We start from the raw sequence: 21950 nt of genomic DNA on the forward strand, positions 1-21950 counted from the left end.
CGTAACCTCCCTTCACATCGAGCTGCGAGCCCCCCGGCTCGCGGACGTGCGGGCACGTCCTCAGCTCATGCGCCAAGCCCACCATCCGGAGATTGGAAGTGGCTTGGATGTGACTTGAGAGGCGGAAGTGAAAGAAGTCCGGTTCAGCCGCGCGCGGCCAGCGCCACCCGGACGACCTCGCGGGCCAGCAGGCGGGCGGGGTCCACGACGGGGACCGGGACCGTGTCCGGGTCCAGGGCGAGCAGCACCTCCGTGCACGCGGCCACCACGCGCCGCGCGCCGCGGGCGGCCATCGAGCGGGCCTGCGCGGCCAGCGCGTCGGCGTGCTCCCGGCCGGCTCGGCCGCCCTTGACGGCGGCGATGGCGGCCATGACCTCGCGCTGACCGGGCTCGTCCGGCTCGATCGGGGTCACGCCGTGCCGGCGCAGCGCGGGGCCGTACAGGTCGGCGCGGAGCGTGCCGGTGGTGGCCAGCAGCCCGGCGGCGCGCACGCCGTCGGCGGCGAGGGCGGCGGCGGTGACCTCGACGATGCTGACCAGCTCCAGCCCGGCCTCCTCGGCCAGGCGCGGCACGAACGCGTGCGCGGTGTTGCACGGCACCGCCAGCAGCTCACACCCGGCCCCTCTGAGCGCCCCGATGCCGCGCCGCAACTGCGGGGTCGGGTCCTCGCCCTGCCCGAGCAGGCTCGTCGACCGGTCGGGGACGCGGGGGTCGCCCCAGATGACGACCGGCACGTGCTCCTGGTCGCTGGTGGCGGCGGTCTCCTCCACGAGCTTGCCGTAGAAGTCGACGGTGGCGGCCGGGCCCATGCCGCCCAGCACGCCGACCATCCTGGCCAGGCCGAGCGAGGTCATCCGCGGGTCTCCCTTTCCGGTGGCTGCGCCTGACGGCGGTCGGGGCCCAGGATCCCGGTATAGGGTGTCCCGACCGCTGGAACGCAGCAATCGGACATCAAGGGAGGATCAGTGCAGGATTCCGGCGTGGAGCCGCCGTCGTTGCTGGCCGAGTCCGACCTTGAGCTCATCGACGCCCTGCAGATCAGCCCACGGGCGAGCTGGGTGGAGGTGGGGGCGGCCGTCGGGGCCGACCCGGTGACGGCGGCGCGGCGCTGGCAGCGGCTCACGAGCACCGGCGAGGCGTGGACCACGGTCGCCCTCGGCCCCCGCCAGATGCACGCGCTGAGCATGGCGTTCCTGGAGATCGACTGCGCGGCCGGCGCGGCGGCCGAGGTCGCGGCGGCGCTGGCGCGGGAGCGCCATCTGATCACCGTCCAGCACGTCGCCGCCGGGCACGACCTGTTCGTGATCGCCGTGGCCCCGTCGATGCCGGCCCTGGCCGACCACGTGCTCACCGCGCTGCCCCGGGTGCCGGGCGTGGCCAAGGTCCGCACGCACGTCGCCACGCGGGTGTTCGAGGCGTCGTGCCGGTGGCGGCTGCGGGTGCTGCCGCCGCGCACCGCGGCCGCCCTGGCCAGGCGACCGGCCGCGCCGGAGTCGACCAGGGAGATGGACGAGATCGACCGGCGGCTGTTCACCGCCCTGCTCCCCGACGGCCGCGCGCCCTACGCCGAGCTGGCCAGGGCGGTGGGCACGTCCGAGCGCACGGTGCAGCGCCGGCTGACCAGGCTGGTGGCCACCGGCGACCTCGACTTCCGCTGCGACCTGGCACGTTCGCACGCGGGCTGGCACTCGGCCGCGCTGCTGTGGCTGCGCATGCCCGACGCGCTGCTGGAGGAGACCGGCCGGGCGCTGCTCGGCTGGCCGGAGACGCGTACCTGCGCGGCGCTCGCCGGGCCGCGGAACATGCTGCTGACGGTGGGCCTGCACGGCGTGGCCGACCTGCATCCGCTGGTGGTGCGGCTGGAGGAGCGCTTCCCGCACGTGACCGTGGCCGACCGCCAGATCGTGCTGCGCCAGTCGAAGCTGTACGGGCGGCTGCTCGACCCGTACGGCCGGTGCGCCGAGGTGGTGCCGGTGGATCCGTGGAGCCTGCCCCGGGCGGCCTGACCAGCGGATCCTCGGAGGTCAGCGCGGCTCGGGGATCGTCCCGCCGCGGGCCTCCCTGCACATCCCCGCCCGCAGCACGGCGGCCTCGCTCGTGGCGACGAGCTGCAGGTCGCCGACGGCCAGGGCGGGCAGGCCGAGCGCCGACACCGTCGCGGTGATCCGGCCGACCTCGCCGCGCACCTGGGCCTCGTCGCAGCCGAGCCGGGGCGCGGGGGCGCCGAGCGTCGGCATGACCAGCAGGTCGATGCCCTCGACGGCGGCCGCGAACGCGGTTCGCAGCGACGACAGCCGCTCGACGGCCCGCCGGTACTCCTCGTGGCCGACGCCGCCCGCGGCCGCCAGCTTGGCCCGTACCCCGGGGCTGTAGCGGGCGGCGCACTCGGGGAAGGTGCCCTCGTGCGTCCGGCGCGCCTGCGCGCCCACGATCGTCCAGTACGGCTCCAGCACCTCGGCGGGCAGGGCCACCTCGCGCAGCCGCGCGCCCAGCTCGGCGAAGTCCCCGGCCTGGTCGCAGCCCTCCGCGACGCCCACGACCAGCCCGGCCAGCGAGTCGGGCGGCTCGACGGCCTCGCCGGTCAGCGCCTGCCAGACGCGGGCGCAGTCGGCGACCGAGGCGGCCATCGGGCCGACCACGTCGAAGGACGGCGCGAGCGGCGCCACCCCGGCGGCGGGCACGGCCCCAGAGCGCGGACGCAGGCCCACCACGCCGCAGCAGGCGGCCGGCATGCGCACCGAGCCGCCGGTGTCGGTGCCGAGCCCGAACCGGGCGATCCCGGCGGCGAGCGCCGCGGCGGTGCCGCCGCTCGAACCGCCGGGGGTCAGGTGCGGGTGGCGCGGGTTGCCGACGTCGCCCCAGTGCGGGTTCTCGCTGGTCACGCCCCAGGCGAACTCGTGCTGGTTCGCCTTGCCGACCAGCAGCGCGCCTGCCGCGTCCAGCAGCTCGACGCAGCGGGCGTCGGCCAGGGCCGGTTCGGCGCCGTACAGGGCGGAGCCGCGGGTGGTGGGCAGGCCGGCCACGTCGATCATGTCCTTGACGACGTACGTCCAGTTCCGCAGGGGGCCGTCCGGCGTGCGGCGGTCGTCGCGCCCGAGGCGGTCGAGGACGGGCTCGGGGCCGGCCTCGATGAGGATGTGGTGCCCGCTGTGGAGGCGGATGGCCTCGGCGGACTGGGCGATCGCCGCCTCGCGTTCCACGGTGGAAGATCTCCTTAGCCTTGCGCGGGCACGGCGACGCCAGGTGGCCGCGGCCCGGGGGGATGATCCGGCACATGCTGGCAGATGGGCCCCGGCCGCGTCGAGAGCCGGTTCAGACGGTCAGCTCGTCCAGCAGCCACTGCAGGCGGGCGGTCTCGCGGTCGGGGTGGACCAGCGTGAAGATGCTGCGGCTGATGTTGAGCCACGGCACGTCGACCACCACGACGTCCTCGCCGTGGCCGCGCAGCGCGAGGTCGGGGATGAGGGCCGCGCCGACGCCGGCGCCGATCAGCGACAGGGTGATCTTGAAGTCGTCGGAGTGGCAGACCACCCGCGGGTGCAGGCTCCAGTGGGCGAACAGGGCCTCGAACAGGGTGGCGTCGCTGCTGGCCGGATGGTGCATGATCCACGGCAGGTCCACGAGCTGCTCGGCCCGGTACGGCGACAGGTCCGGCCAGAGCCTGGGCAGGACGAGCCGGTACCGGTCCTCGGCGATCCACCGCCTGGTCAGCACCGACGGCCACGACAGCCCGGTGTTGCCGACCTGGTAGACCACCGCGGCGTCCATCTCGCCGCCGCTGCCCAGACGGGCGATGAGCTGCGACGACTCGGCGACCGACAGCCGGATCCCGGCCCGGTCCTCCGGCTCCATCCGCCGCATGACGTCGGCCAGCACGCCGGTGAAGCTGGGGAACAGCCCGAGCCGGATCTGCGGCTCGCTGTTGCGGTGCACCGCCTGGACGGTGGCCACCATGCGCTCGATGTCGGCCAGCACGGTCTCGGCCTGCCTGGCCAGCACCTCCGCCGCGCTGGTCGGCAGCACGCTGTGGGCGAAGCGGTCGAACAGCCGCACGCCGGTCTCCCGTTCCAGCGCGGCCATCTGCTGGGAGACGGCCGAGGAGGTGTAACCGAGCCGGTTCGCCGCCGCCGCGAACGACCCCAGACGCACGACCTCGCGCAGTGTGCGCAGATGTTCCGGCTTGAGCATAAGCGTTCCTTGCCCTCAGCGCTGCTAAATGTCGTGTTTATATCGCTTCCTACTTCTTTCCGCCACTTCTACAGTGAGCCGCACCACCCCACCCGAAACCCCTGAGAGATCCATGACATGCGCGTATACCGCAACGCCACCATTCGCACCGGCACCAACGGCGCCCCCGCCGCCCAGGCCATGGCCGTGGACGGCGAGCTGATCGTCGCCGTCGGAACCGAGGCCGACGTGCGCGCGGCGGCGGGCGCGGGAGCCGAGCTGGTGGACCTCGACGGCGCCGCCGTGCTGCCCGGCCTGTACGACGCCCACATCCACACGGCCCAGTACGCCCAGAGCCTCGGCGCGGTCGACCTGCGCGACGTGCGCTCCCTGGACGAGGCCCTGGCCAAGGTGGCCGCGCACGCGGCGACCCTGCGGCCGGGCGCCTGGCTGTTCGGCGGCCGGTGGAACAGCAACATCTGGAACCCGCCGGTCCAGCCCGACCGCAAGGCCCTCGACTCGGTCTGCCCCGACCTGCCGGTGGCGCTGCCCAACGTCGACGGCCACACCGTCTGGGCCAACTCCGCCGCCCTGCGGATGGCCGGGATCGACGCCTCCACCCCCGACCCGGTCGGCGGCGAGATCGTCAGGGACGCGTACGGGGAGCCCACCGGCATCCTGCGCGAGTCCGCCTCCTACCCGCTGCGCGCCCTCATGGTCTCCGGCGACCTGCGCGACCTGCTGCGCGCCGGCCAGGAGGAGCTGCTGTCGTTCGGGCTGACCAGCGTGCACGACATCGACGGCGAGGACTGCCGGGCCGCCTACCTGGAGCTGCGCGACGCCGGCGAGCTGAAGATCCGCGTGCACAAGGCGATCCCCACGGTCGCCCTGGAGGCCGCCATCGCCGAGGGCCGCCGTACCGGCCAGGGCGACGACTGGGTCCGCACCGGGCCGGTCAAGGTGTTCAGCGACGGCGCGCTCGGCTCGCACACCTGCCACATGCACCAGGCGTTCGCCGGTGAGCACGACAACACCGGCATCGCGGTCACCCCGTACGAAGACCTCGTACGGATCTTCAGCAAGGCGGCGGCGGCCGGCATCGCGGTCGCCACGCACGCCATCGGCGACCGCGCCAACCGGCTGGTCCTCGACGCCTACGAGGCGATCGGGACCACCGCCGGCCTGCGGCACCGCATCGAGCACGCCCAGCACCTGCGCCCCCAGGACCTGACCAGGATGGCCAGGCTGGGCGTCGTCGCCTCGATGCAGCCGGTGCACTGCACCACCGACATCGCCCTGGTGGACTCGCTGCTCGCCGGCCACGACCTGGCCTCCTACGCCTGGCGAGGCATGCTCAACGCCGGGGTCGCGCTGGCCTTCGGCTCCGACGCGCCGGTGGAGAGCCCCGACCCGTGGGCCGCACTGTACGCCGCGGTCACCCGTACCCGGCAGGACGGCACGCCCGCCGGCGGCTGGCAGCCCGAGCAGCGGCTGAGCATGGCCGAGGCGATCACCGCGCACACCCTCGGCGCCGCGTACGCGGCCGGCGAGCAGGACCGCAAGGGCGTGCTCGCGCCCGGCATGCTCGCCGACTTCATCGCCGTGGACACCGACCCGTACCTGGAGCCGCCGGAGGCGGTGCTGCGCACCCAGGTCCTCACCACCGTCGTCGGCGGCGAAGTCCGCTGGCAGCGATCCTGAAGGAGCACCCCCTCGTGAACATCCGCACTCTCTCCGCCCTCGCCGCCGGCGCGCTGCTGGCCGCCACCACCGCCTGCGGCGCCCAGTCCCTGGACGGCGGCGGCGACGCCGCGGCCCCCGCGGACGGCGGCACGGCGGCGGTCACGCTCGACCAGGCCCCCACCGAGGAGAAGGCGGCCGACGTGATCAACGCCATCACCCCGGACCAGGCTCTCGCCGCCAAGGCGCCCGCCCGCCTGAAGACGCAGGGCCTGAAGGTCGTCACGTCCGTCGGCTACCCGCCCATGGAGCTGTACGCGAGCGACGGCAAGACGGCGATCGGCTTCGACCCGGCGCTGGCCAGGGCCATCGCCAGGAAGCTCGGCGCCAAGGTGACCATCTCCGACGAGGAGTTCAACTCCCAGATCCCCGGCGTGCTCACCGGCCGCTACGACTTCGTCATCTCCTCGATGAGCGACACGCCGGAGCGGCAGAAGCAGGTCACGTTCGTGGACTACGTGCAGGCCGGCGCCGGTCTGCTGGTCAAGAAGGGCAACCCGGCCAAGATCGGCGGCCCGGCCGACCTGTGCGGCAAGACGGTGTCCGTCGTCGACAACGGCTCGTCCATGGAGCTGGCCGAGGGGTACGACGCCGACTGCAAGAAGGCAGGCAAGACGGCCGTGAACATCCTGAAGTTCCCCGGCGACCAGGAGGCCCTGATCCAGGTCACCGGCGGGCGGGCGCAGGCCACCATCACCGACTACGTGGTGGCCGCCAGCAAGGCCGCCGACCCCAAGCTGGAGGTCGAGGCGATGGCCCTGGAGGGCACCGAGAGCCCGTGGGGCATCGGCATGAAGCCCGACGACAAGGAGCTCGTCGACTCGGTGAAGGGCGCGCTCGACTCCCTCATCGCCGGCGGCGAGTACGCCAAGCTGCTGACGGCGTGGAACCTGGACAAGCTGGCCGTCCAGTCCGCTGTCGTCAACGGCGGTAAGTGACCATGCGCACGGAGCCCTTCACCGGGCCGTCCGGGGAGCACGTCCCGGTCGCCAGGACGCGCCACTGGGGCCGCCTGGTGGCCGCGGCCGCCGTGACCGCGATCGCCGGCTGGCTGGTCTACCTGGTCGTGGTGAACCCGCGCCTCGACTGGGGCAAGGTCGCCGAATACCTGTTCAACGACCGCATCCTGGCCGGGGTCTGGGTCACCATCGAGATCTCGGTGCTGGCGACCGTGCTGGGGCTGGTGCTCGGCGTCGCCGTGGCGATCATGCGGCTGTCGCACAACCCGGTGCTCAGCGGGCTGGCCACGCTCTACATCTGGTTCTTCCGCGGCACGCCGGTGCTGGTGCAGCTCATCTTCTGGTACAACCTGGCGTTCCTGTTCCCCGAGCTGGTGCTCAAGGTGCCGTTCACCATGATCGGCGTCAAGTGGGACACCAACGAGGTGATGACCGGGTTCACCTCGGCCATGCTGGGGCTCGGGCTGAACCTGGCGGCGTACTTCGCCGAGACCGTGCGGGCCGGGATCCAGGCCGTCGACCACGGCCAGACCGAGGCCGCGTACGCGCTGGGCATGACCCCGGCCAAGCGCATGCGCGTGATCGTGCTGCCGCAGGCGCTGCGGATCATCATCCCGCCCACCGGCAACGAGTTCATCTCCATGCTGAAGACCACCTCGCTGGTCTACGTGGTGGCCGGGCACGACCTGATGACCAACGCCAGCCAGATCTACAAGGCCAACAACCTGATCATGGAGCTGCTCATCGTGGCGAGCCTGTGGTACATGCTCATGACCGCCGTCGCGACCTTCCTCCAGGGCCGCCTGGAACGCCGGTTCGGCTCCGAGGCCGTACGGCTGGTCCGCGGCGGCGGCCTCGCGGCCCGGATCCTGCCGAAGGCGGCGGCGTGAGCCCCGTCGTGCACGCCACGGGCGTGCGCATGGGCTTCGGCGACACGCAGGTGCTCAACGGCGTCGACTTCACCGTCGCGCCGGGCGAGGTGAGCTGCGTGATCGGGCCGTCCGGATCGGGCAAGTCGACCTTCCTGCGCTGCGTCAACGGGCTGGAGCCGGTGCTCGGCGGCAGCCTGCGGGTGCTCGGCGAGGAGGTCGGGCACAGCCTGCGCGAGGGCCGCTACCGGCCGTGGACGCCCAAGGAGTTCGCCGTCTTCCGCCGCCGGATCGGCATGGTGTTCCAGCGGTTCAACCTGTTCGCCCACCAGAGCGCCCTGGAGAACGTGGCCTGCGCCCCCGTCCACGTCCTCGGGGTCTCGGCGGAGCGGGCCAGGGCGACCGCGATGGAGCACCTGGAGCGCGTCGGCCTGGCCGCGCACGCGCACAAGCGGCCCCACCAGCTCTCCGGCGGCCAGCAGCAGCGGGTCGCCATCGCCAGGGCGCTGGCGATGAGCCCGGAGCTGATGCTGTTCGACGAGCCCACCTCCGCGCTCGACCCCGAGCTGGTGGACGAGGTGCTGGAGGTCATGCGCGGCCTGGCCGCCGACGGCATGACGATGGTCGTGGTCACCCACGAGATCGCCTTCGCCAGGGAGGTCGGCGACCGGCTGGCCTTCTTCGCCGACGGGGTCGTGGTCGAGAGCGGCCCGCCGGCCGAGCTGCTGGCCAACCCGGGACACGAGCGGACCAGGGCGTTCCTGTCCAGCGTCCTGACCCAGGACCGCACCTGACGTGAGGGGGCTCCGCCCGCCGGAGCCCCCTTCCCGCCTTGTGGCGCGCGCGCTGAACCCCTTCTAGTGCGCGCTGAACCGCAGGAAACCGGCCGTCTGCGTCACGAGGACGAGCAGCGAACCGGCGATCAACGCCAGCCACAGGCCCCGCAGCCCCCACGCCCCCGCCGCCGGACCCGCCACGGACGCCAGCAGGCCGTTCCCCAGCACGGCCGACCCCAGCGTCCAGGACGACCGCCTGAGCGCCGTCAGCCCGGCCGACATCACGATCGCGCAGTGGTCGGCCAGGGCGTGCACCACCGACAACGGCACCAGGCCGACGGCGACGGCCAGCACGGCGGCGTCCGAGGTGAACAGCCCGAGCACCGCCTCCCCCAGCAGGACCAGCACCAGCCCGCCGGCCAGCACTCCGGCGGCGGCGATCGTCACTGCCGCCCGGTTCAGCCGGCGGGCCTCGCCCGGCAGGGCCGCCCTGGCGATCTCCGGCGTCGCGGCCTGCGCGACCGCGACGGCAGCCAGCCCGAGGAATCCGTGCAGCGACAGCAGGATGGCGTGCGCGGCCGCCCCCTGCGCCCCGGTCCGCGCGGCGGCGTACGTCACCCCGCCCATGACCGCGAACTTCACGACGAGCGTGGCCGACATCGGGACGCCCACCCGCGCCATCCGCAGGATCTCCCGCCACCGCGGGCGGCCCGGCCACGACGACCGCCCGGCCAGCTCGGGCAGGCGCAGCAGCAGCGTGTTGGACACGGCGACGGCCACGGCGGTGGACGCCACCAGCGCCACCCCGCTGCCCTGGACGCCCATCCGCGGCACCAGGACGAGATGCAGCACCACCCCGGTGGCCGTGCTCGACAGGCCGGCCCAGAGCACCAGGCGGCTGCGTCCGAGCGCGACCAGCACGCCGCCGGCGCCGCTGCCCGCCGAGTAGAGCAGCACCTGGAGCGCCAGCAGCGGCGGCAACATCCCGAACTCGGCCACCACCTCGCCGGGCGCCCCGCCGATCCGCGCGATCACCGGGACTCCGAGCATGACCCCCGCCCCGGCCGCGCCGAGACCGGCGGTGAGCCACCGGGCGTCCTTCAGGACGAGCAGCGCCTCCGCCGGACGATCCCGGCAGGCGGCGACGAACGGCGCCATCCCCCGCAGGCCACCCGACACCGCGGCCGTCACGGGGGTGAGCACCGCGTTGACCAGCGCGAAGGCCGCCAGCTGGGCCGTGGCCTGGCGGCCGAGGAGGGAGGTGGTGACGAGCTGGGCGACGATCCCGGCGCTCATGGACAGGAAGAGCGGGACGGCCGCGGCGAGCAGCGTGCGATGAGGTGTGGAGGGCATGAAAAGCAAGATCCCGGGGGCGCCTGCCCGCCGGGATGCATGATCATTATACCGGTGTGCCGCCCGTCGTGTCCGCCCCTCAGCCGCCCCCGAGGCGCCCGGGCTTGAGGGGACGCCCGGAACGGGGGTCCAGGGCGACCGTCTGCCCGCCCCGCCTCCCCCGGTCGTCCAGGCGTACGTGTGCGGGGTCGAGCCAGGTCACCCTGGGCAGGCCGTCGTCGTGCTCGGTGGTGAACCGATCCGTCAAGGGCCATTCGCGCGTCAGCAGGCCGTCGTTCCTGCGGACCACGAGCCTCCAGTCGGGGACGATCCAGTCGTCGGACAGCACCCGCACCTCCAGCCCGCTGCCGTAAGGGCCGGGGATCCTGGCGTGCACCCGCATGCCGGTCACGAGACCGACCAGCCCGGCCGTCGCCCAGATCATCACGAGCGCGACGACGGGCGCGCGCGGACCGCCGCCGAAGGCGAGCGCCCCGGAGACGACGACCAGGCTCGCCGCCAGCGTCCCCAGCAGGACCGGCCGGTCGAGCAGCACGTAGTGCCCGAGGCCGCCGACCAGGGCGCCGGCCACCGCGACCGCCGCCAGGACCAGCAGGCCCGCGGCCACCCGCGCGCGGGACCGCGAAGTCGCGGCGGCACCCGGCTGCGGGTCGTCGTCCATGTCCATCGAGGTTCTCCGCGGCTCGGCCGGTTCAGCCGAACCTGACCTCCAGCCTGATCCGCTGGTTGGTCCCGCTCTGCTCGAAGTCGGCGGTGACCTGCGGGGCGAAGGCGGCGGAGCCGGTCAGCTTGACCTGGAGCGGGTAGACCTTGCCGCCGGTGGCCGAGCGGTAGGTCGCGGTGATGCGGTACCGGCCCAGGGGCACGTCGACCACCGCCCAGCCGCTGTCCGTGTAGACCGGCGTGCGGCCGGAGACGACCTTGCCGTCGCTGCCGTCGATCAGCTGGCCGACCGGGGTCATCGTCAGCCGGACGTTCTGCTGGTCGACGTCCTCGGGAAGGTTGTCGAACCAGAGGTTCGTGGCGACCAGGCCGCCGTAGTACCGGCCGTCGGCGCCGGGCCGCCTGCCGGTGACGCGCCAGGTGAAGTTCCGCACCCCGCCGGCGCTCGCCCGGACGGAACCGGTCGAGGACGGCTCCAGGTCGAAGGTGTACTGCCGGCCGTGGAACTGCCGCGTCACCGAGGCGCTGACCAGCCAGGACGACGGCTCGCGCGGCAGTTGCGCCCGGTAGAGGCCGTTGCCGTCGCTGTGCAGCACGATGTCGCTGTTGTAGTAACGCCGGTCCTTCACCACGACCTTGGCGCCCTGGACCGGCCGGCCGGCCGAGTTCACCACCTTGCCGCGCACCACGTACGCCGCCGCGCCGACGGTCGCGTCCGCCGCGTCGGCGGGACCCGGCGCGCACCCGAGCACCGCCGCCAGGACGAGCGTCGCCCCCGTCCTGCCCAGGATCGACCGGGTCCTCGTCTCGCCCATCTTCTCCCCGTCCGCCGACTGCGTTCTGCCTGACCGGTCAGACCCTGGCCGCGGCTCCTTGGAAACGACTGGAAACCACTGGAGACGGCCGGTCGGGGGCGCTCGGCCGGGCCGTCCGCGGCTGGGGTGGTGGGCAAGCCTCGGCTACAGTGGAGAGAAGAAGGTGCACAAGCAACCATGATTCAGGAGGCAGAGCCCGTCGCGGCGGGCTCGTTGTTTTGAGAGGTCTGACGAGCAGTCTGGGGCAGGACGAAACCGGGGCCGTGTGGCGTGGCGCCCCCTACCCGGTTCTGTTGGTGGACACCGCAGGTGTCATCGCCCAGGCCAACGACGCGGCGCTGCGGCTGCTGCCCGGGGCGGTCCCCGGCGCGGCACTGGCGGACAGCGCTCCCGCCTGGCTCTCCCACGCCCATGCCGCCGCGACCCCTCTCCCTGACGCCACTCCCTCCGACGCCGCTCTTCCCGAGGGCGTGCGCGGTTCCATCGGGGCGGCCACGTTCGAGGCGCGTCCGGTCCGCGACGGCGACGCGATCGCCTGGTGGCTGGCCGACACCACCGACCTCGACCGCGCCACCCAGGCCCTGCACCTCGAACGCGAGCGGACGTCGTTCCTCGACAAGGCCTCCAGCGAGCTGCTGTCCTCGCTCAACCTCGACCGCTGCCTGGAGGTGACCGCCCGGCTGGCCGCCCGCCACCTGGCCGACGCCGCGCTGGTCATCCTGCCGCCCTACCGGCGCCGGCACCCCATCGCCTACTGCGGGCCGGACGGCGTGGTCGTCCGCGAGGAGCTGGCCGTCGATCCCGAGGCCGTGCCGGGTCTCGCCGAGGCGCTGCAGGGCTACCCGCCGCTGCCCTCCCGCTGGATCGACCCCGCCGCCGCCCCCGGCTGGCTGGCCCGCGACGGGCTCGACGAGATCGGCTCGATGGTGGTGACCGCGCTGCCCGGTCACGGCGTCCCGGCCGGGGCGCTCGTGCTGCTGCGCGGCAGCGGCCAGGCGTGCTTCTCCGACGGCGAGGAGGTCTTCGCGCGGCTGTTCGCGGCCCGCGCGGGGGCCGCGATGTCCGCCGCCCGCCTGTACGCCGAGCAGGCCGACATCACCGACACCCTCATGCGCGAGCTCCTGCCGCCCCGCGCGCGGAGCCTGCACGGCGTCGAGGTCGCCGCCCGCTACCGTCCCTCGGAGCACACCGCCCGCGTCGGCGGCGACTTCTACGACCTCCACCCGCCCGCCGAGGCCGGCCAGGAGTCGCTGGTGGTGCTCGGCGACGTGGCCGGCAAGGGCCTGGAGGCCGCCGTGCTCACCGGCAAGATCCGGCACACCCTGCAGGCCCTGCTGCCGATGGCCGGCGACCATCAGCGCGTGCTCGAACTGCTCAACGGCGTGCTCATCAAGGGCGGCGACCGGTCCCGCTTCGTCACGCTCGTCCTGGCCTCGATCCAGCGGGCCGGCAACCGCGTCCTGCTCCGGGTCACCAGCGCCGGGCACGCGCCGCCGCTCGTCGTGCGCGGCGACGGACGCGTCGACGTGGCCAGCACCAAGGGCACCCTCATCGGCATGCTCGAACGCGTCACCAGCGTCACCGACACCGTGGTCCTCGAACCCGGCGAGACCTGCCTGCTCTACACCGACGGCATCACCGAGGCCATGGGCGGCCCGCTCGGCGACGAGATGTTCGGCGACGAGCGGCTGCAGGAGGAGTTGCGGCAGTGCGGCGGCATGCCGCCCGAGGCGATCACGGAACGTGTGGAGATGTTGTCGTCCCAGTGGGTAGGAGGTGGCGATCACGATGACATGGCCGTCATCGCCATCACCGCGCCGCGCGGGGCACATCTGAGCGCGGTGGGAGGACACGGACGGGGAAGGTTCACCGCATGACGCACGCAGACGGACTCTCCGCCTGGCGCGAAAAACTCTGGGACGCCGCTGTCGCCGGCGACGAGTACGCCGCCACGGACGCCGCGCTCGCCGCGCTCGACCAGGACATCTCGCTGGAAACCCTGCTGCTGGACGTGGTCGCCCCCGTACAGGCCCGCGTCGGCCAGGAGTGGGAGAGCAACCAGATCACCGTGGCGCAGGAGCACACCGCCACCGCCGTCAACGAGCGGGTGCTGGCCGCGCTCGCCCACCACCCCGCCGCCCGCGCCGCCGCCGCGAACGGCCCGGCACTCGGGCGCATCGCCGTCGCCTGCATCGACGGCGAGTGGCACGCCATGCCCGCCCGCATCCTGGCCGAGGTGCTGCGGCTGCGCGGCTGGCGGGTCGACTACCTCGGCGCGCAGGTGCCGACGCCCCACCTCATCACCCACCTGCACCGCACGGCCTGCGACGTGGTGGCGCTGTCCAGCTCCATCCCCACCCGGCTGCCCGGCGCCCACGCCGCCATCACCGCCTGCCAGGCGACCGGCACGCCGGTGATGGCCGGCGGCGCCGCGTTCGGACCGGACGGCCTCTACGCCCGCCTCCTCGGCGCCGACGCCTGGGCCGCCGACGGCGCCGCCGCAGCCGACCGGCTCGCCGCCGGCCCGCTGCCCCGCCCCGTCGCCCCCCGCCAGGTCGTGGACGACCTGCCGCACCTGGACGACCAGGAGTACACCATGGTCAGCCGGTCGGCCCGGAGCCTGGTCAGGGACGTCATGGGCGGCCTGGAGGAACGCGTCCCGGCGATGGCGGACTACACGCCGCAGCAACGCAGGCACACCGCCGAGGACATCCTGCACATCGTCGACTTCCTGGCCACCGCGCTCTACGTGGACGACCCCGGGCTGTTCACCCGGTTCCTCACCTGGACGGCCGGCGTCCTGACCGCTCGGGGCGTCCCGGCGGGTACGCTGATGCCGGCGCTCGACCTGCTGGGCAGGCGGCTGGAGGACTTCCCGCGCGCCTCGGCCTTCATCACCCACGGGCGCGACGCCGTGCGCGCCGCGGCCTCCCCGACCGACGTAACCCCGCTCCCCGGCCACGGAAAGATCGCATGACCGCCTTCGCCCCCGACCCGCTGACCCTCGTCCAGGCCACGCCCCACCCGGGTGTGCTGCGCGTCGCCGTCACCGGCGACCTGGACTACAACACGGCGCGAGAGCTCCTGACCACCGCGCTCGCCGCGCTCGCCGACGGCGGCCTGACCGACCTGCATCTCGACTTCGACGGCCTGCACTTCTGCGATTCCAGCGGCCTGTCGGCGCTGCTGATGATCCACCAGCACGCCGTGACGGCCGGCACCCGGCTGCACCTGGAGCAGCGCCCGCGGGTGCTGGAGCGGCTGCTGGACGTCAGCGGCACGTACGAGCACCTCACCGGCGCCCCGGCCGGCGTCACCCAGCACTCCTCCACCCAGGACTGACACCGCCGCCCACGCGCTGGAATCCGGCCCGGCCGGTTCAGCCGGCCGCGGCCTGGTCGGTCGTGTCGCGCCTCGTGCGGCGCAGGATCGCCGCCCCGGCCACCGCGGCGGCCACCGTGTCGCCCATGGCGATGTGGTCGGCCAGCCCCGTACGCCGCATCATGTTGGCGCAGATCGGCGGGGGCGCGGCCACCGCCAGATCGCCGCCGGCCTCACGCGCCTGCTGCCACAGCGCGATGACGACGGACAGCCCGGTGGAGTCGAAGAACTCGATGCCCCTGAGGTCGAGCACGACCATCGGCGCCGCGCTGTCGCCGTTCCCGCTGTTCCCGTCGTCGTGACCGCCGGCCACGACGCCGAGCGCCCATTGCCGGAACTCGGGTTTCTGCATGAAGTCGAGCTCCCCGCTCAACCCCATGACCAGGCACCCGTCCGCCTGTCTCGTCTCCGCCCGCAACCGGGGCCCTCGCCAGCTCTTCTCGTCTTCTCCGCCGTCGATGCCGCTCACCTCCCGGTGGTTCGTCTTCTACCCGGCCGATCCCCGGCCACGCCGCCGCCTTGGAAGAAGCGTACGCATCCCGGGTGCCGAGTGCCGCCCACCGGAGCGATACGGGGTGAGATGTCCGGTATAAAGCCGTGAGGCAGGTAGGTTGGCCGACCATGGACGACCTCCGACGCCCGTTCCGCGCCCGCCCGCCGCAGCCCCGCACCGGCCGGGGCCGTACGCTCGCCTGTCTCCTGCTGGTGAGCGCGGCAGTCGCCGGGACGGGCGGATGCGGCGCCACGGCCACGACCGCCGCCCCCTCTTCCACCCCCTCCTCGGCCTCCGTCCCGTCCTCGGCCTCCGCGAAGGCGACGGACGCCGCCCCGTCGGCGACGGCGAGCGCCGGCGCCTCCTCCGGCCAGGCGCTCCCCGCCCCCGGCGCGCCGCTCCCGACCGACCCCGCCCGCTTGGCGACGGCCCTCCGCGACACGACCACGGCCCTGAACGCGGCCATCGACCGCTGGCGCCCCTCGACGGGCGCCCCGCCGCGGGACGTCGAACTTCTGGCCCTCTACCAGCAGCGCCTCTACCGCCACGCCGCCCGTCACCGCGCCCTGGCCGACCGCGCCTTCGCCCGCCTGCCCGCCGCACTCGCCGCCCAGGCCAAGGACAACGTCAGCGCCCTGCGCGAACTGCTCGCCCTGACCCGGCCCATCAAGCCGTCCGCCGTGTTCAAGGTCCAGGCGGCCCGCCCGGCCGCCGAACTGCTCGCCCTGACCCGGCCCATCAAGCCGTCCGCCGTGTTCAAGGTCCAGGCGGCCCGCCCGGCCGCCGAACTGCTCGGCCATTTCAAGCGGGCCGAGCGCCGCTTCGGGGTGGAATGGGAGGTGCTGGCGTCGGTGATGTTCGTCGAGACCAAGTTCGGACGGGTCCGCGCCGACAGCCACGCCGGAGCTCAGGGGCCCATGCAGTTCATGCCGGCGACCTGGCGCGCGTACGGGATGGGCGGCGACGTCCAGAACCCCCGCGACGCCGTCATGGGCGCGGCCAACTACCTCCACGCCAGCGGCGCGCCCCGCGACTACCGGCGGGCCCTGCACGCCTACAACCCGTCCCAGGCGTACGTGGACGCCGTCCTCCTGCACGCCCGGCAGATGCGCCGCGACCCGCGCGCGTACTACGCGTACTACAACTGGCAGGTCTTCGTCCTCACCACAGCAGGCGAACGCCGCCTGACCGGCCCGAAGTAACCTCGCCCCCGACCGCCTGCGCTACCGGACCGGGCTGTAGTCCGGCAAGGGGCGGGCGGTCCTGGTCCGGAGGCGGCGCTCCACCGCTCCCATGGCCTTCAGCAGCGGGAGGCGGACCAAGGTGTCCCGGACGCATCGGCCGCCCTCGGTTCTCGGCACCATGAGCCGGACGTTCGGGCCGATCTGCTGCTTCCTGGCCACCAGCGGACGATGGACGGCCTCGTACCGCGCGAAGGCGACCCGGTGATCGCCACCGGCGGCGGCGAGCTCCCCCGCCAGCCGGTACGCCCCCACCAGGGCCAGCTCCGCGCCCGCCCCGGAAGCCGGCGAGGCGCACCAGGCGGCGTCGCCGACGAGCACGACGCGGCCCTTCGACCACGAGTCCATGTGCACCTGGCCCAGCGCGTCGAAGTAGAAGTCGGGGTCGGCCAGGGCCGAGTCGAGCAGCTCCCGGGTGCGCCAGGACGTCTCGTCCCCGAACGTCCGGCTCACCAGCCGCTTGTGCTCGGCGACGTCCCGGTGGTCGTAGTCCAGCGGCGCGGAGCGGAAGATGAAGTACGCCTTGGCCTGCGCGTGGTTGCCCGACCGGTAGACGCCGGCCATGCGGCCCGGCGTGTTGAACATCGTGACCCAGCGGTCCTCCCCGAGCGCGGCGTCTGCGTCGGCGAAGGCGAAGTAGTGGTCCTTGTGCCGGACGAACTCCTCCTCCGGCCCGAAGGCCAGCCGCCGCACGTGGGAGTGCATGCCGTCGGCGCCGACGACCAGGTCGAAGGTGCGGGCGGGCGCGTGCTCGAAGGCGACCCGCACACCGTGCTCGTCCTGGTCCAGGCCGCTGATCGCGTCGCCGAACATGATCTCCGCGTCGGTCGCCTCGCGCAGCAGCGCCACCAGGTCGCCGCGCATGATCTCCACCGAGCCGGCGTCGCGGGGCTCGACGCGGGCGACGGGCCGGCCACCGGCGTCCACGAACTTCATGCCGTGCACGTCGGTGGCCAGCGCGCGCGCCCGCGGCATGATGCCCATCCGCGCGGCCACCTCGACGGCGTGGTCGCGCAGGTCCACACCGTTGCCACCGGCGCGCAGGCGCGGGGCGCGCTCGACGACGGTGGGCCGGAAGCCCAGCCGGGCCAGCCAGTGAGCCAGGGCCAGCCCGGCGATGCCGGCTCCGGAGATCAGGACGCGCTCGTTCACTGAGGCTCCTCGGGGTACAGTAACTGAAATAAGCGTTCCAGTTAACTATGTGGAATGAGCATTTCAGTTGTCAACACCCGCCGAGCCCAAGCGCCGTGCCGACGCCGTGCGCAACCGCCGACTCGCCCTCGACGCCGCCATGACACTGCTGGCCGAACCCGGCGCGACGCTCACCGTCGAGGCCATCGCCAAGCAGGCGGGGCTGGGGGCCGCGACCGTCGTACGCGCCTTCGGGGGCAAGGACGCCCTGCTGGACGCCGCCGTCTCCCGCCTGCTCGAACCGGTCGTCCAGCGCGCCCGCGACCTGCTCGCCGAGACCACGGCCCACCAGGCCCTGCGGACCTTCCTCCGTGAGCTGATCGCGTTCCAGACCGCCCACCACGCCGTCAACGACCAGCTGGACGGCCTGGACCTGCCGGCCACCACCGCCCTGCGCGCCGGGCTGGCCGCCGCCGTCGAGGAGATGATCGAGGGGGCGCGGCGCGAGGGCGCGATCCGCACCGACATCGAACCCGCCGTCGTCACGACGCTTCTCGGCCGGACCGCCCTGGCCGTCGCCCGCGCCCAGCCCCCTTCACAGGCCCTCGCCGACGCCTATCTCACCGTGCTGCTGGACGGCCTGCGCCCCACCAGGTGACCGCTCGGCCCGCCTGCCGCATCACTACTTGACACAGTATTCGATCTTCGCGGCGGCCATCGTGATATTGACGACCCGCTTGCCCAGCCACTTGTCCTGGAAATCGCAGAAGTAATCCCAGGTGCCATCGCTGTAGTCGATGTAACCGGACCAGCCGCCGGGCTCCAGCTTGTAACCCTTGGAATTGAGCGAGTGGTCACCGGCGCAGTTGTTGCTCCAGCGGCCGATGGTGCCGTCCGACTTCCAGTACTTGTAGACCAGGTAGCTCGACTGGCACCAGGCCGACGCCGACGCGGCGGCCGGGCCGGGAGTGGCCACGATAGTCAGAGCCGCGCAGGTGGCGGCCGCCACGGCGAGCAGTTTCCTCGTCCGCTGTCCCGTTCCGAACATTTCTCGTCCTCTCCGGCCGTGCGGAACCACGGCGACACGAATGTTCAGCGATTTCACCGGGCCCTGTTCGCCCCGATGACGAAGAGCCTGCCCCACCGGAAACCCGGCCCACAATGCCTTTTAGCCCAGGCTAAAAAGGGCCGCCACCTCTGCGGACAGGAGCAGTGAGGGGGGAATCGAAATGCCGAATCCCAGAACATTCCTCAACGCGATCGCCGCGGCATTCTTGGCATTCGCCGTTCAACCGCCCGCTCCCGCCGACGCGGACAGCAGTCGCGACCGAGGCCCCGACACCTGGATCACCAACCCGATCACCGGCGGACAGCTCTTCGTCGACATCCCCAACACCTGCCGCTACAACTTCGAGAACCCCGAATGTGTCCTCGGCTCACGCGTTCGGCTGGGCGCCCGGGTCGGCGGAAACTACCACTCCTTCTTCTTCGAGAGCCCGCCCGGCGGCGGCAGCGGTGACCTGATCAAATGGACCAACCTGAACGGCACGAAATGCCTCGACGTCGCGAACGACGGCAGGGGCAACGGCACACCCGTGGTCCTGTGGGGCTGCCACGGAGGCCCCAACCAGCAGTGGGTGACGCAGGCGTTCTACAAGGGCCCGCACAAGGGCTTCAAGATTCTGGTGAACGTCAGCAGCGGCAAGTGCCTCGACGTCGAGAACGGGGCCTACCCCGACTGGCCGCGCCCCGACGCCCCGCTCCAGATATGGGACTGCTTCCACCCCACCGACCTGCGGAAGGCGGCCAACCGCGTCAACCAGGTCTGGGAGTACCGGCGGAGGTGACACCAAGCTGCGGCCGGCCCCCGCCGCCTGCCCCTGGTCGCGGCCCAGGTCACAGCGGGACCCTAGAATCGGCGGTCGAACACTGATCCGGAAGGCTGGGGGCGGAGGGTGGAGCCGAGCGGTGCGCCGGCCGAGGCCGACTGGCGGTCGCATCGCTCCGCCGTGTTCGGGGCGGCCTACCGGATCCTCGGCAGCGTGGCCGAGGCCGAGGACGTGACGCAGGAGGTCTGGTTGCGTGCCGCCGCGGCCGACCTGTCCGGCGTGCGTGACCTGCGGGCCTGGCTGGTGACCGTGGCCGCCCGCGCGTCCTACAGCGTGCTCGGGTCGGCGCGGGTCCGGCGGGAGTCCTACGTCGGTCCCTGGCTCCCCGAACCGCTGCTGACCGTGCCCGACGCCGCCGCTCAGGTGCTCGTGGACGAGTCGGTGAGCACCGCGATGCTGGTGGTCATGGAGACGCTCACCCCGGCCGAGCGCGTCGCGCTGGTGCTGCACGACGTCTTCGACTTCCCGTTCGCTCGGATCGCCGAGGTGCTCGGCGGCACGCCCGCCGCCGGCCGCAAGCTCGCCTCCCGGGCGCGGGCGCGGGTCGCGGCGGTCAAGGAGCGGCCCAGGGCGTCAAGGGCCGAGACCGAACGCCTGCTCAGGGCGTTCAAGGCGGCCGCCGACGCGGGGAACATCGCTGAGCTGGTCGAGCTGCTGCACCCCGAGGCCGTCTACGTCGCCGACGGCGGCGGCAAGGTGACCGCCGCGCGCAGGCCGGTCCACGGCGCCGGGACGATCGCCCTGCTGGCGGTCCGGCAGATCGAGATCAGGCGTCCCGACGCGTTCCGGATCGTCGAGGTCAACGGGCAGCCGGCCCTGGCGACCTACCGCGGCGGCGAACTGGTCTGGCTCGACACCGTGGAGATCGCCGACGGACGGATCACGACGTTGCGCAGACTGGCCAATCCCGAGAAGTTTGCCCACATCGGTCACATCTGAGCCCGCTGTCTTGTCTCCCTGCCGCCCCCGGATCACCAGGGGCGAGGCTGAGAGAGGACGACACAATGGCACACGTTGTGATCATCGGTGGCGGTTTCGCGGGCGTGTGGAGCGCGGCGGGCGCGGCCCTGGCACGCGAGCGGGCGGGCGGCGCCGCGGACCTGTGCATCACGCTCATCGCCCCGAACGAGCACCTGGTGCTGCGGCCACGCCTGTACGAGCCGGAGCCGGACCTGGCCAAGGTGGAGCTGCGCAGGATCCTCGGGCCGATCGGCGTCAAGCACCTGCGCGCCTCGGTGAGCACGATCGACACCGGCCGCCGCACGGTGGTGGCCGACGGCATGGAGATCGGCTACGACCGCCTGGTGCTGGCGGCCGGCAGCCGGCTGGTACGGCCCCGCGACCTGCCCGGCGCGGAACGGCTCTTCGACATCGACACCCTCGACGGGGCCCGGCGGCTCACCGGCTTCCTGCGTGACCGGGAGGACTTCAGGGCCGTGGTCGTCGGCGCCGGATTCACCGGTCTGGAGGCCGCGACCGCGCTGGCCGTCCGGGGCCGGGTGCTGCTGGTGGACCGGTCGCCGGTGGTCGCGCACCAGCTCGGCCCCGGCCCGCGTCCGGAGATCGAGGCGGCACTGGACGAGCTGGGCGTCGAACGCCGTCTCGGGACGACGGTGACCGAGGTCGGCGCAGGGTACGCCGTCCTGTCCGACGGCACCGAGGTCAGGGCGGACGCGGTGGTCTGGTCGGTCGGCATGCGGGCCAGCGAGCTCACCCGGCAGATCTCCGGCGAGCTCGACCACCTCGGCCGGATCCCGGTGGACCGGTGGCTGCGCGCGTTCCCCGAGGTGTTCGCCGCCGGGGACACGGCGGCGGCGGTCTTCGACGCCGAGCACCCGGTCATGCAGGCGTGCCAGCACGCCACCCCGCTCGGCAAGGTCGCCGGGTACAACGCGGCGGCCGACCTGCTCGGCGTGCCGCCGCGCGACTTCACCCCCGGCCCGTACGTCACCTGCCTGGACCTGGGCGACGCCGGCGGGATCTTCACCCGCGGCTGGGACCGCAGGGTGATGGCCTCGGGCGCCGACGGCAAGGACATCAAGGTACGGATCAACCAGGCGATCCACCCGCCGGTCGACGACGCGGAGAAGATCCTCGCCGCCGCCGACCGCGTGCGCATCGAGCTGCCCTTCTTCCCGCGCGACGAGGAGACCGCCGGCTGACCCCCTGCCCTCCACCACGAGCGGCCGGGGTCTTCCTGCCGGGCGTCGGCGTCAACGGCCGCTGCGCACGTTCGCCGGCCTCGCCGCCGAGTGGGCCGTACTGGACGGCGTCGGGGCCATGTGGCTGAGCGTGAGGGGCGGCGGGGGCGGCAGGGGCTCGGCGTGGTCGGCGCGGAAGGACTGCAGCAGATACGCCACCAGCCGCCGCGACGCCGCCGCCACCCCCTCCCCCTCCCCCTCCCCGGCACCGGCGACGATGCCGCAGTTGGCCCTCAACAGCAGCGCCAGGTCCGCGGAGGCGAAATCGGCCC

At 73.3% G+C, this 21950-nt stretch carries 22 protein-coding genes and 1 pseudogene; 13 read left to right on the plus strand and 10 right to left on the minus strand.

Annotation, left to right across the window (positions count from 1 at the left end; translation table 11 throughout):
* Positions 1–143 precede the first annotated feature (143 nt).
* Positions 144–854: an aspartate/glutamate racemase family protein gene (locus ACWEJ6_RS41245; protein ID WP_452431062.1), complete on the minus strand. Its 711-nt coding sequence runs from the start codon at positions 852–854 to the stop codon at positions 144–146.
* 111 nt (positions 855–965) lie between these two features.
* On the opposite strand from ACWEJ6_RS41245, the gene ACWEJ6_RS41250 reads away from it, so the two are divergent.
* Positions 966–2006, plus strand: a complete 1041-nt coding sequence (locus tag ACWEJ6_RS41250) for an Lrp/AsnC family transcriptional regulator (protein WP_387676754.1) — start codon at positions 966–968, stop codon at positions 2004–2006.
* A gap of 18 nt (positions 2007–2024) precedes the next feature.
* On the opposite strand, the gene ACWEJ6_RS41255 is transcribed toward ACWEJ6_RS41250, so the two are convergent.
* Both ACWEJ6_RS41255 and ACWEJ6_RS41260 read right to left on the minus strand, forming a co-directional pair.
* The gene (locus ACWEJ6_RS41255; RefSeq protein ID WP_452431063.1) at positions 2025–3200 is read right to left on the minus strand and encodes an amidase; all 1176 of its coding nucleotides are present in this window, start codon (positions 3198–3200) and stop codon (positions 2025–2027) included.
* A gap of 112 nt (positions 3201–3312) precedes the next feature.
* Positions 3313–4188, minus strand: coding sequence for a LysR family transcriptional regulator (locus ACWEJ6_RS41260; protein ID WP_352322122.1), 876 nt, complete (start codon positions 4186–4188; stop codon positions 3313–3315).
* A gap of 117 nt (positions 4189–4305) precedes the next feature.
* Between ACWEJ6_RS41260 and ACWEJ6_RS41265 the strand changes: the two genes are divergently transcribed.
* The 4 genes from ACWEJ6_RS41265 to ACWEJ6_RS41280 are packed head-to-tail and all read left to right on the plus strand — an operon-like array spanning position 4306 to position 8529.
* Positions 4306–5868, plus strand: a complete 1563-nt coding sequence (locus tag ACWEJ6_RS41265; protein ID WP_387676748.1) for an amidohydrolase — start codon at positions 4306–4308, stop codon at positions 5866–5868.
* A 14-nt stretch (positions 5869–5882) separates the two neighbouring features.
* On the plus strand, positions 5883–6845 hold the full coding sequence (locus tag ACWEJ6_RS41270) for an ABC transporter substrate-binding protein (protein WP_452431064.1): 963 nt from the start codon (positions 5883–5885) through the stop codon (positions 6843–6845).
* 2 nt (positions 6846–6847) lie between these two features.
* Complete coding sequence (locus ACWEJ6_RS41275) at positions 6848–7756, plus strand: amino acid ABC transporter permease (RefSeq protein ID WP_387676743.1); 909 nt, start codon at positions 6848–6850, stop codon at positions 7754–7756.
* A 29-nt stretch (positions 7757–7785) separates the two neighbouring features.
* Positions 7786–8529 carry an amino acid ABC transporter ATP-binding protein gene (locus tag ACWEJ6_RS41280; RefSeq protein ID WP_358301108.1) on the plus strand — a complete coding sequence of 248 codons (744 nt, stop codon included), beginning with the start codon at positions 7786–7788 and terminating at the stop codon, positions 8527–8529.
* A 63-nt stretch (positions 8530–8592) separates the two neighbouring features.
* Here the strand turns inward: ACWEJ6_RS41280 and ACWEJ6_RS41285 are convergent, their stop codons facing one another.
* From ACWEJ6_RS41285 to ACWEJ6_RS41295, 3 genes are all read right to left on the minus strand, one after another.
* Positions 8593–9864, minus strand: a complete 1272-nt coding sequence (locus ACWEJ6_RS41285) for a hypothetical protein (RefSeq protein WP_452431065.1) — start codon at positions 9862–9864, stop codon at positions 8593–8595.
* Between the two features lie 79 nt (positions 9865–9943).
* Positions 9944–10531, minus strand: coding sequence for a hypothetical protein (locus ACWEJ6_RS41290; RefSeq protein WP_452431066.1), 588 nt, complete (start codon positions 10529–10531; stop codon positions 9944–9946).
* A gap of 25 nt (positions 10532–10556) precedes the next feature.
* Positions 10557–11342, minus strand: coding sequence for a hypothetical protein (locus ACWEJ6_RS41295; RefSeq protein ID WP_452431067.1), 786 nt, complete (start codon positions 11340–11342; stop codon positions 10557–10559).
* 296 nt (positions 11343–11638) lie between these two features.
* On the opposite strand from ACWEJ6_RS41295, the gene ACWEJ6_RS41300 reads away from it, so the two are divergent.
* The 3 genes from ACWEJ6_RS41300 to ACWEJ6_RS41310 are packed head-to-tail and all read left to right on the plus strand — an operon-like array spanning position 11639 to position 14684.
* Positions 11639–13219 (plus strand): PP2C family protein-serine/threonine phosphatase, encoded by a 1581-nt coding sequence (locus ACWEJ6_RS41300; protein ID WP_452431068.1) that lies wholly within the window; start codon positions 11639–11641, stop codon positions 13217–13219.
* Positions 13216–14319: a cobalamin B12-binding domain-containing protein gene (locus tag ACWEJ6_RS41305; RefSeq protein WP_452431069.1), complete on the plus strand. Its 1104-nt coding sequence runs from the start codon at positions 13216–13218 to the stop codon at positions 14317–14319. Before ACWEJ6_RS41300 ends, ACWEJ6_RS41305 begins: the two co-directional genes overlap by 4 nt.
* Positions 14316–14684, plus strand: coding sequence for an STAS domain-containing protein (locus ACWEJ6_RS41310; RefSeq protein WP_452431070.1), 369 nt, complete (start codon positions 14316–14318; stop codon positions 14682–14684). Before ACWEJ6_RS41305 ends, ACWEJ6_RS41310 begins: the two co-directional genes overlap by 4 nt.
* 37 nt (positions 14685–14721) lie before the next feature.
* Here ACWEJ6_RS41310 and ACWEJ6_RS41315 read toward each other — a convergent pair whose 3' ends face one another.
* Positions 14722–15192, minus strand: coding sequence for an STAS domain-containing protein (locus tag ACWEJ6_RS41315; RefSeq protein ID WP_452431071.1), 471 nt, complete (start codon positions 15190–15192; stop codon positions 14722–14724).
* Positions 15193–15344: 152 nt separating this feature from the next.
* Between ACWEJ6_RS41315 and ACWEJ6_RS41320 the strand changes: the two genes are divergently transcribed.
* A complete protein-coding gene (locus tag ACWEJ6_RS41320) occupies positions 15345–16418 on the plus strand; it encodes a lytic murein transglycosylase (RefSeq protein WP_452431072.1) in 1074 nt (357 codons plus the stop codon).
* A gap of 21 nt (positions 16419–16439) precedes the next feature.
* On the opposite strand, the gene ACWEJ6_RS41325 is transcribed toward ACWEJ6_RS41320, so the two are convergent.
* Positions 16440–17609, minus strand: coding sequence for an FAD-dependent monooxygenase (locus tag ACWEJ6_RS41325; RefSeq protein ID WP_452431073.1), 1170 nt, complete (start codon positions 17607–17609; stop codon positions 16440–16442).
* Between the two features lie 67 nt (positions 17610–17676).
* Here ACWEJ6_RS41325 and ACWEJ6_RS41330 point away from each other — a divergent pair, with 67 nt between their 5' ends.
* Complete coding sequence (locus ACWEJ6_RS41330) at positions 17677–18246, plus strand: TetR/AcrR family transcriptional regulator (RefSeq protein WP_452431074.1); 570 nt, start codon at positions 17677–17679, stop codon at positions 18244–18246.
* A gap of 24 nt (positions 18247–18270) precedes the next feature.
* Here ACWEJ6_RS41330 and ACWEJ6_RS41335 read toward each other — a convergent pair whose 3' ends face one another.
* A complete protein-coding gene (locus ACWEJ6_RS41335; RefSeq protein WP_387676716.1) occupies positions 18271–18693 on the minus strand; it encodes a hypothetical protein in 423 nt (140 codons plus the stop codon).
* A 169-nt stretch (positions 18694–18862) separates the two neighbouring features.
* On the opposite strand from ACWEJ6_RS41335, the gene ACWEJ6_RS41340 reads away from it, so the two are divergent.
* The 3 genes from ACWEJ6_RS41340 (at position 18863) to ACWEJ6_RS41350 (ending at position 21639) form a co-directional block, all read left to right on the plus strand.
* On the plus strand, positions 18863–19435 hold the full coding sequence (locus ACWEJ6_RS41340; RefSeq protein ID WP_452431075.1) for an RICIN domain-containing protein: 573 nt from the start codon (positions 18863–18865) through the stop codon (positions 19433–19435).
* Positions 19436–19543: 108 nt separating this feature from the next.
* A complete protein-coding gene (gene sigJ, locus ACWEJ6_RS41345) occupies positions 19544–20416 on the plus strand; it encodes an RNA polymerase sigma factor SigJ (protein ID WP_452431076.1) in 873 nt (290 codons plus the stop codon).
* Positions 20417–20481: 65 nt separating this feature from the next.
* On the plus strand, positions 20482–21639 hold the full coding sequence (locus tag ACWEJ6_RS41350; protein ID WP_452431077.1) for an NAD(P)/FAD-dependent oxidoreductase: 1158 nt from the start codon (positions 20482–20484) through the stop codon (positions 21637–21639).
* Between the two features lie 51 nt (positions 21640–21690).
* Here ACWEJ6_RS41350 and ACWEJ6_RS41355 read toward each other — a convergent pair.
* Positions 21691–21950: pseudogene (locus ACWEJ6_RS41355) on the minus strand (hypothetical protein); the annotation flags it as partial.

It is taken from the genome of Nonomuraea sp. NPDC004702 (assembly GCF_053601695.1).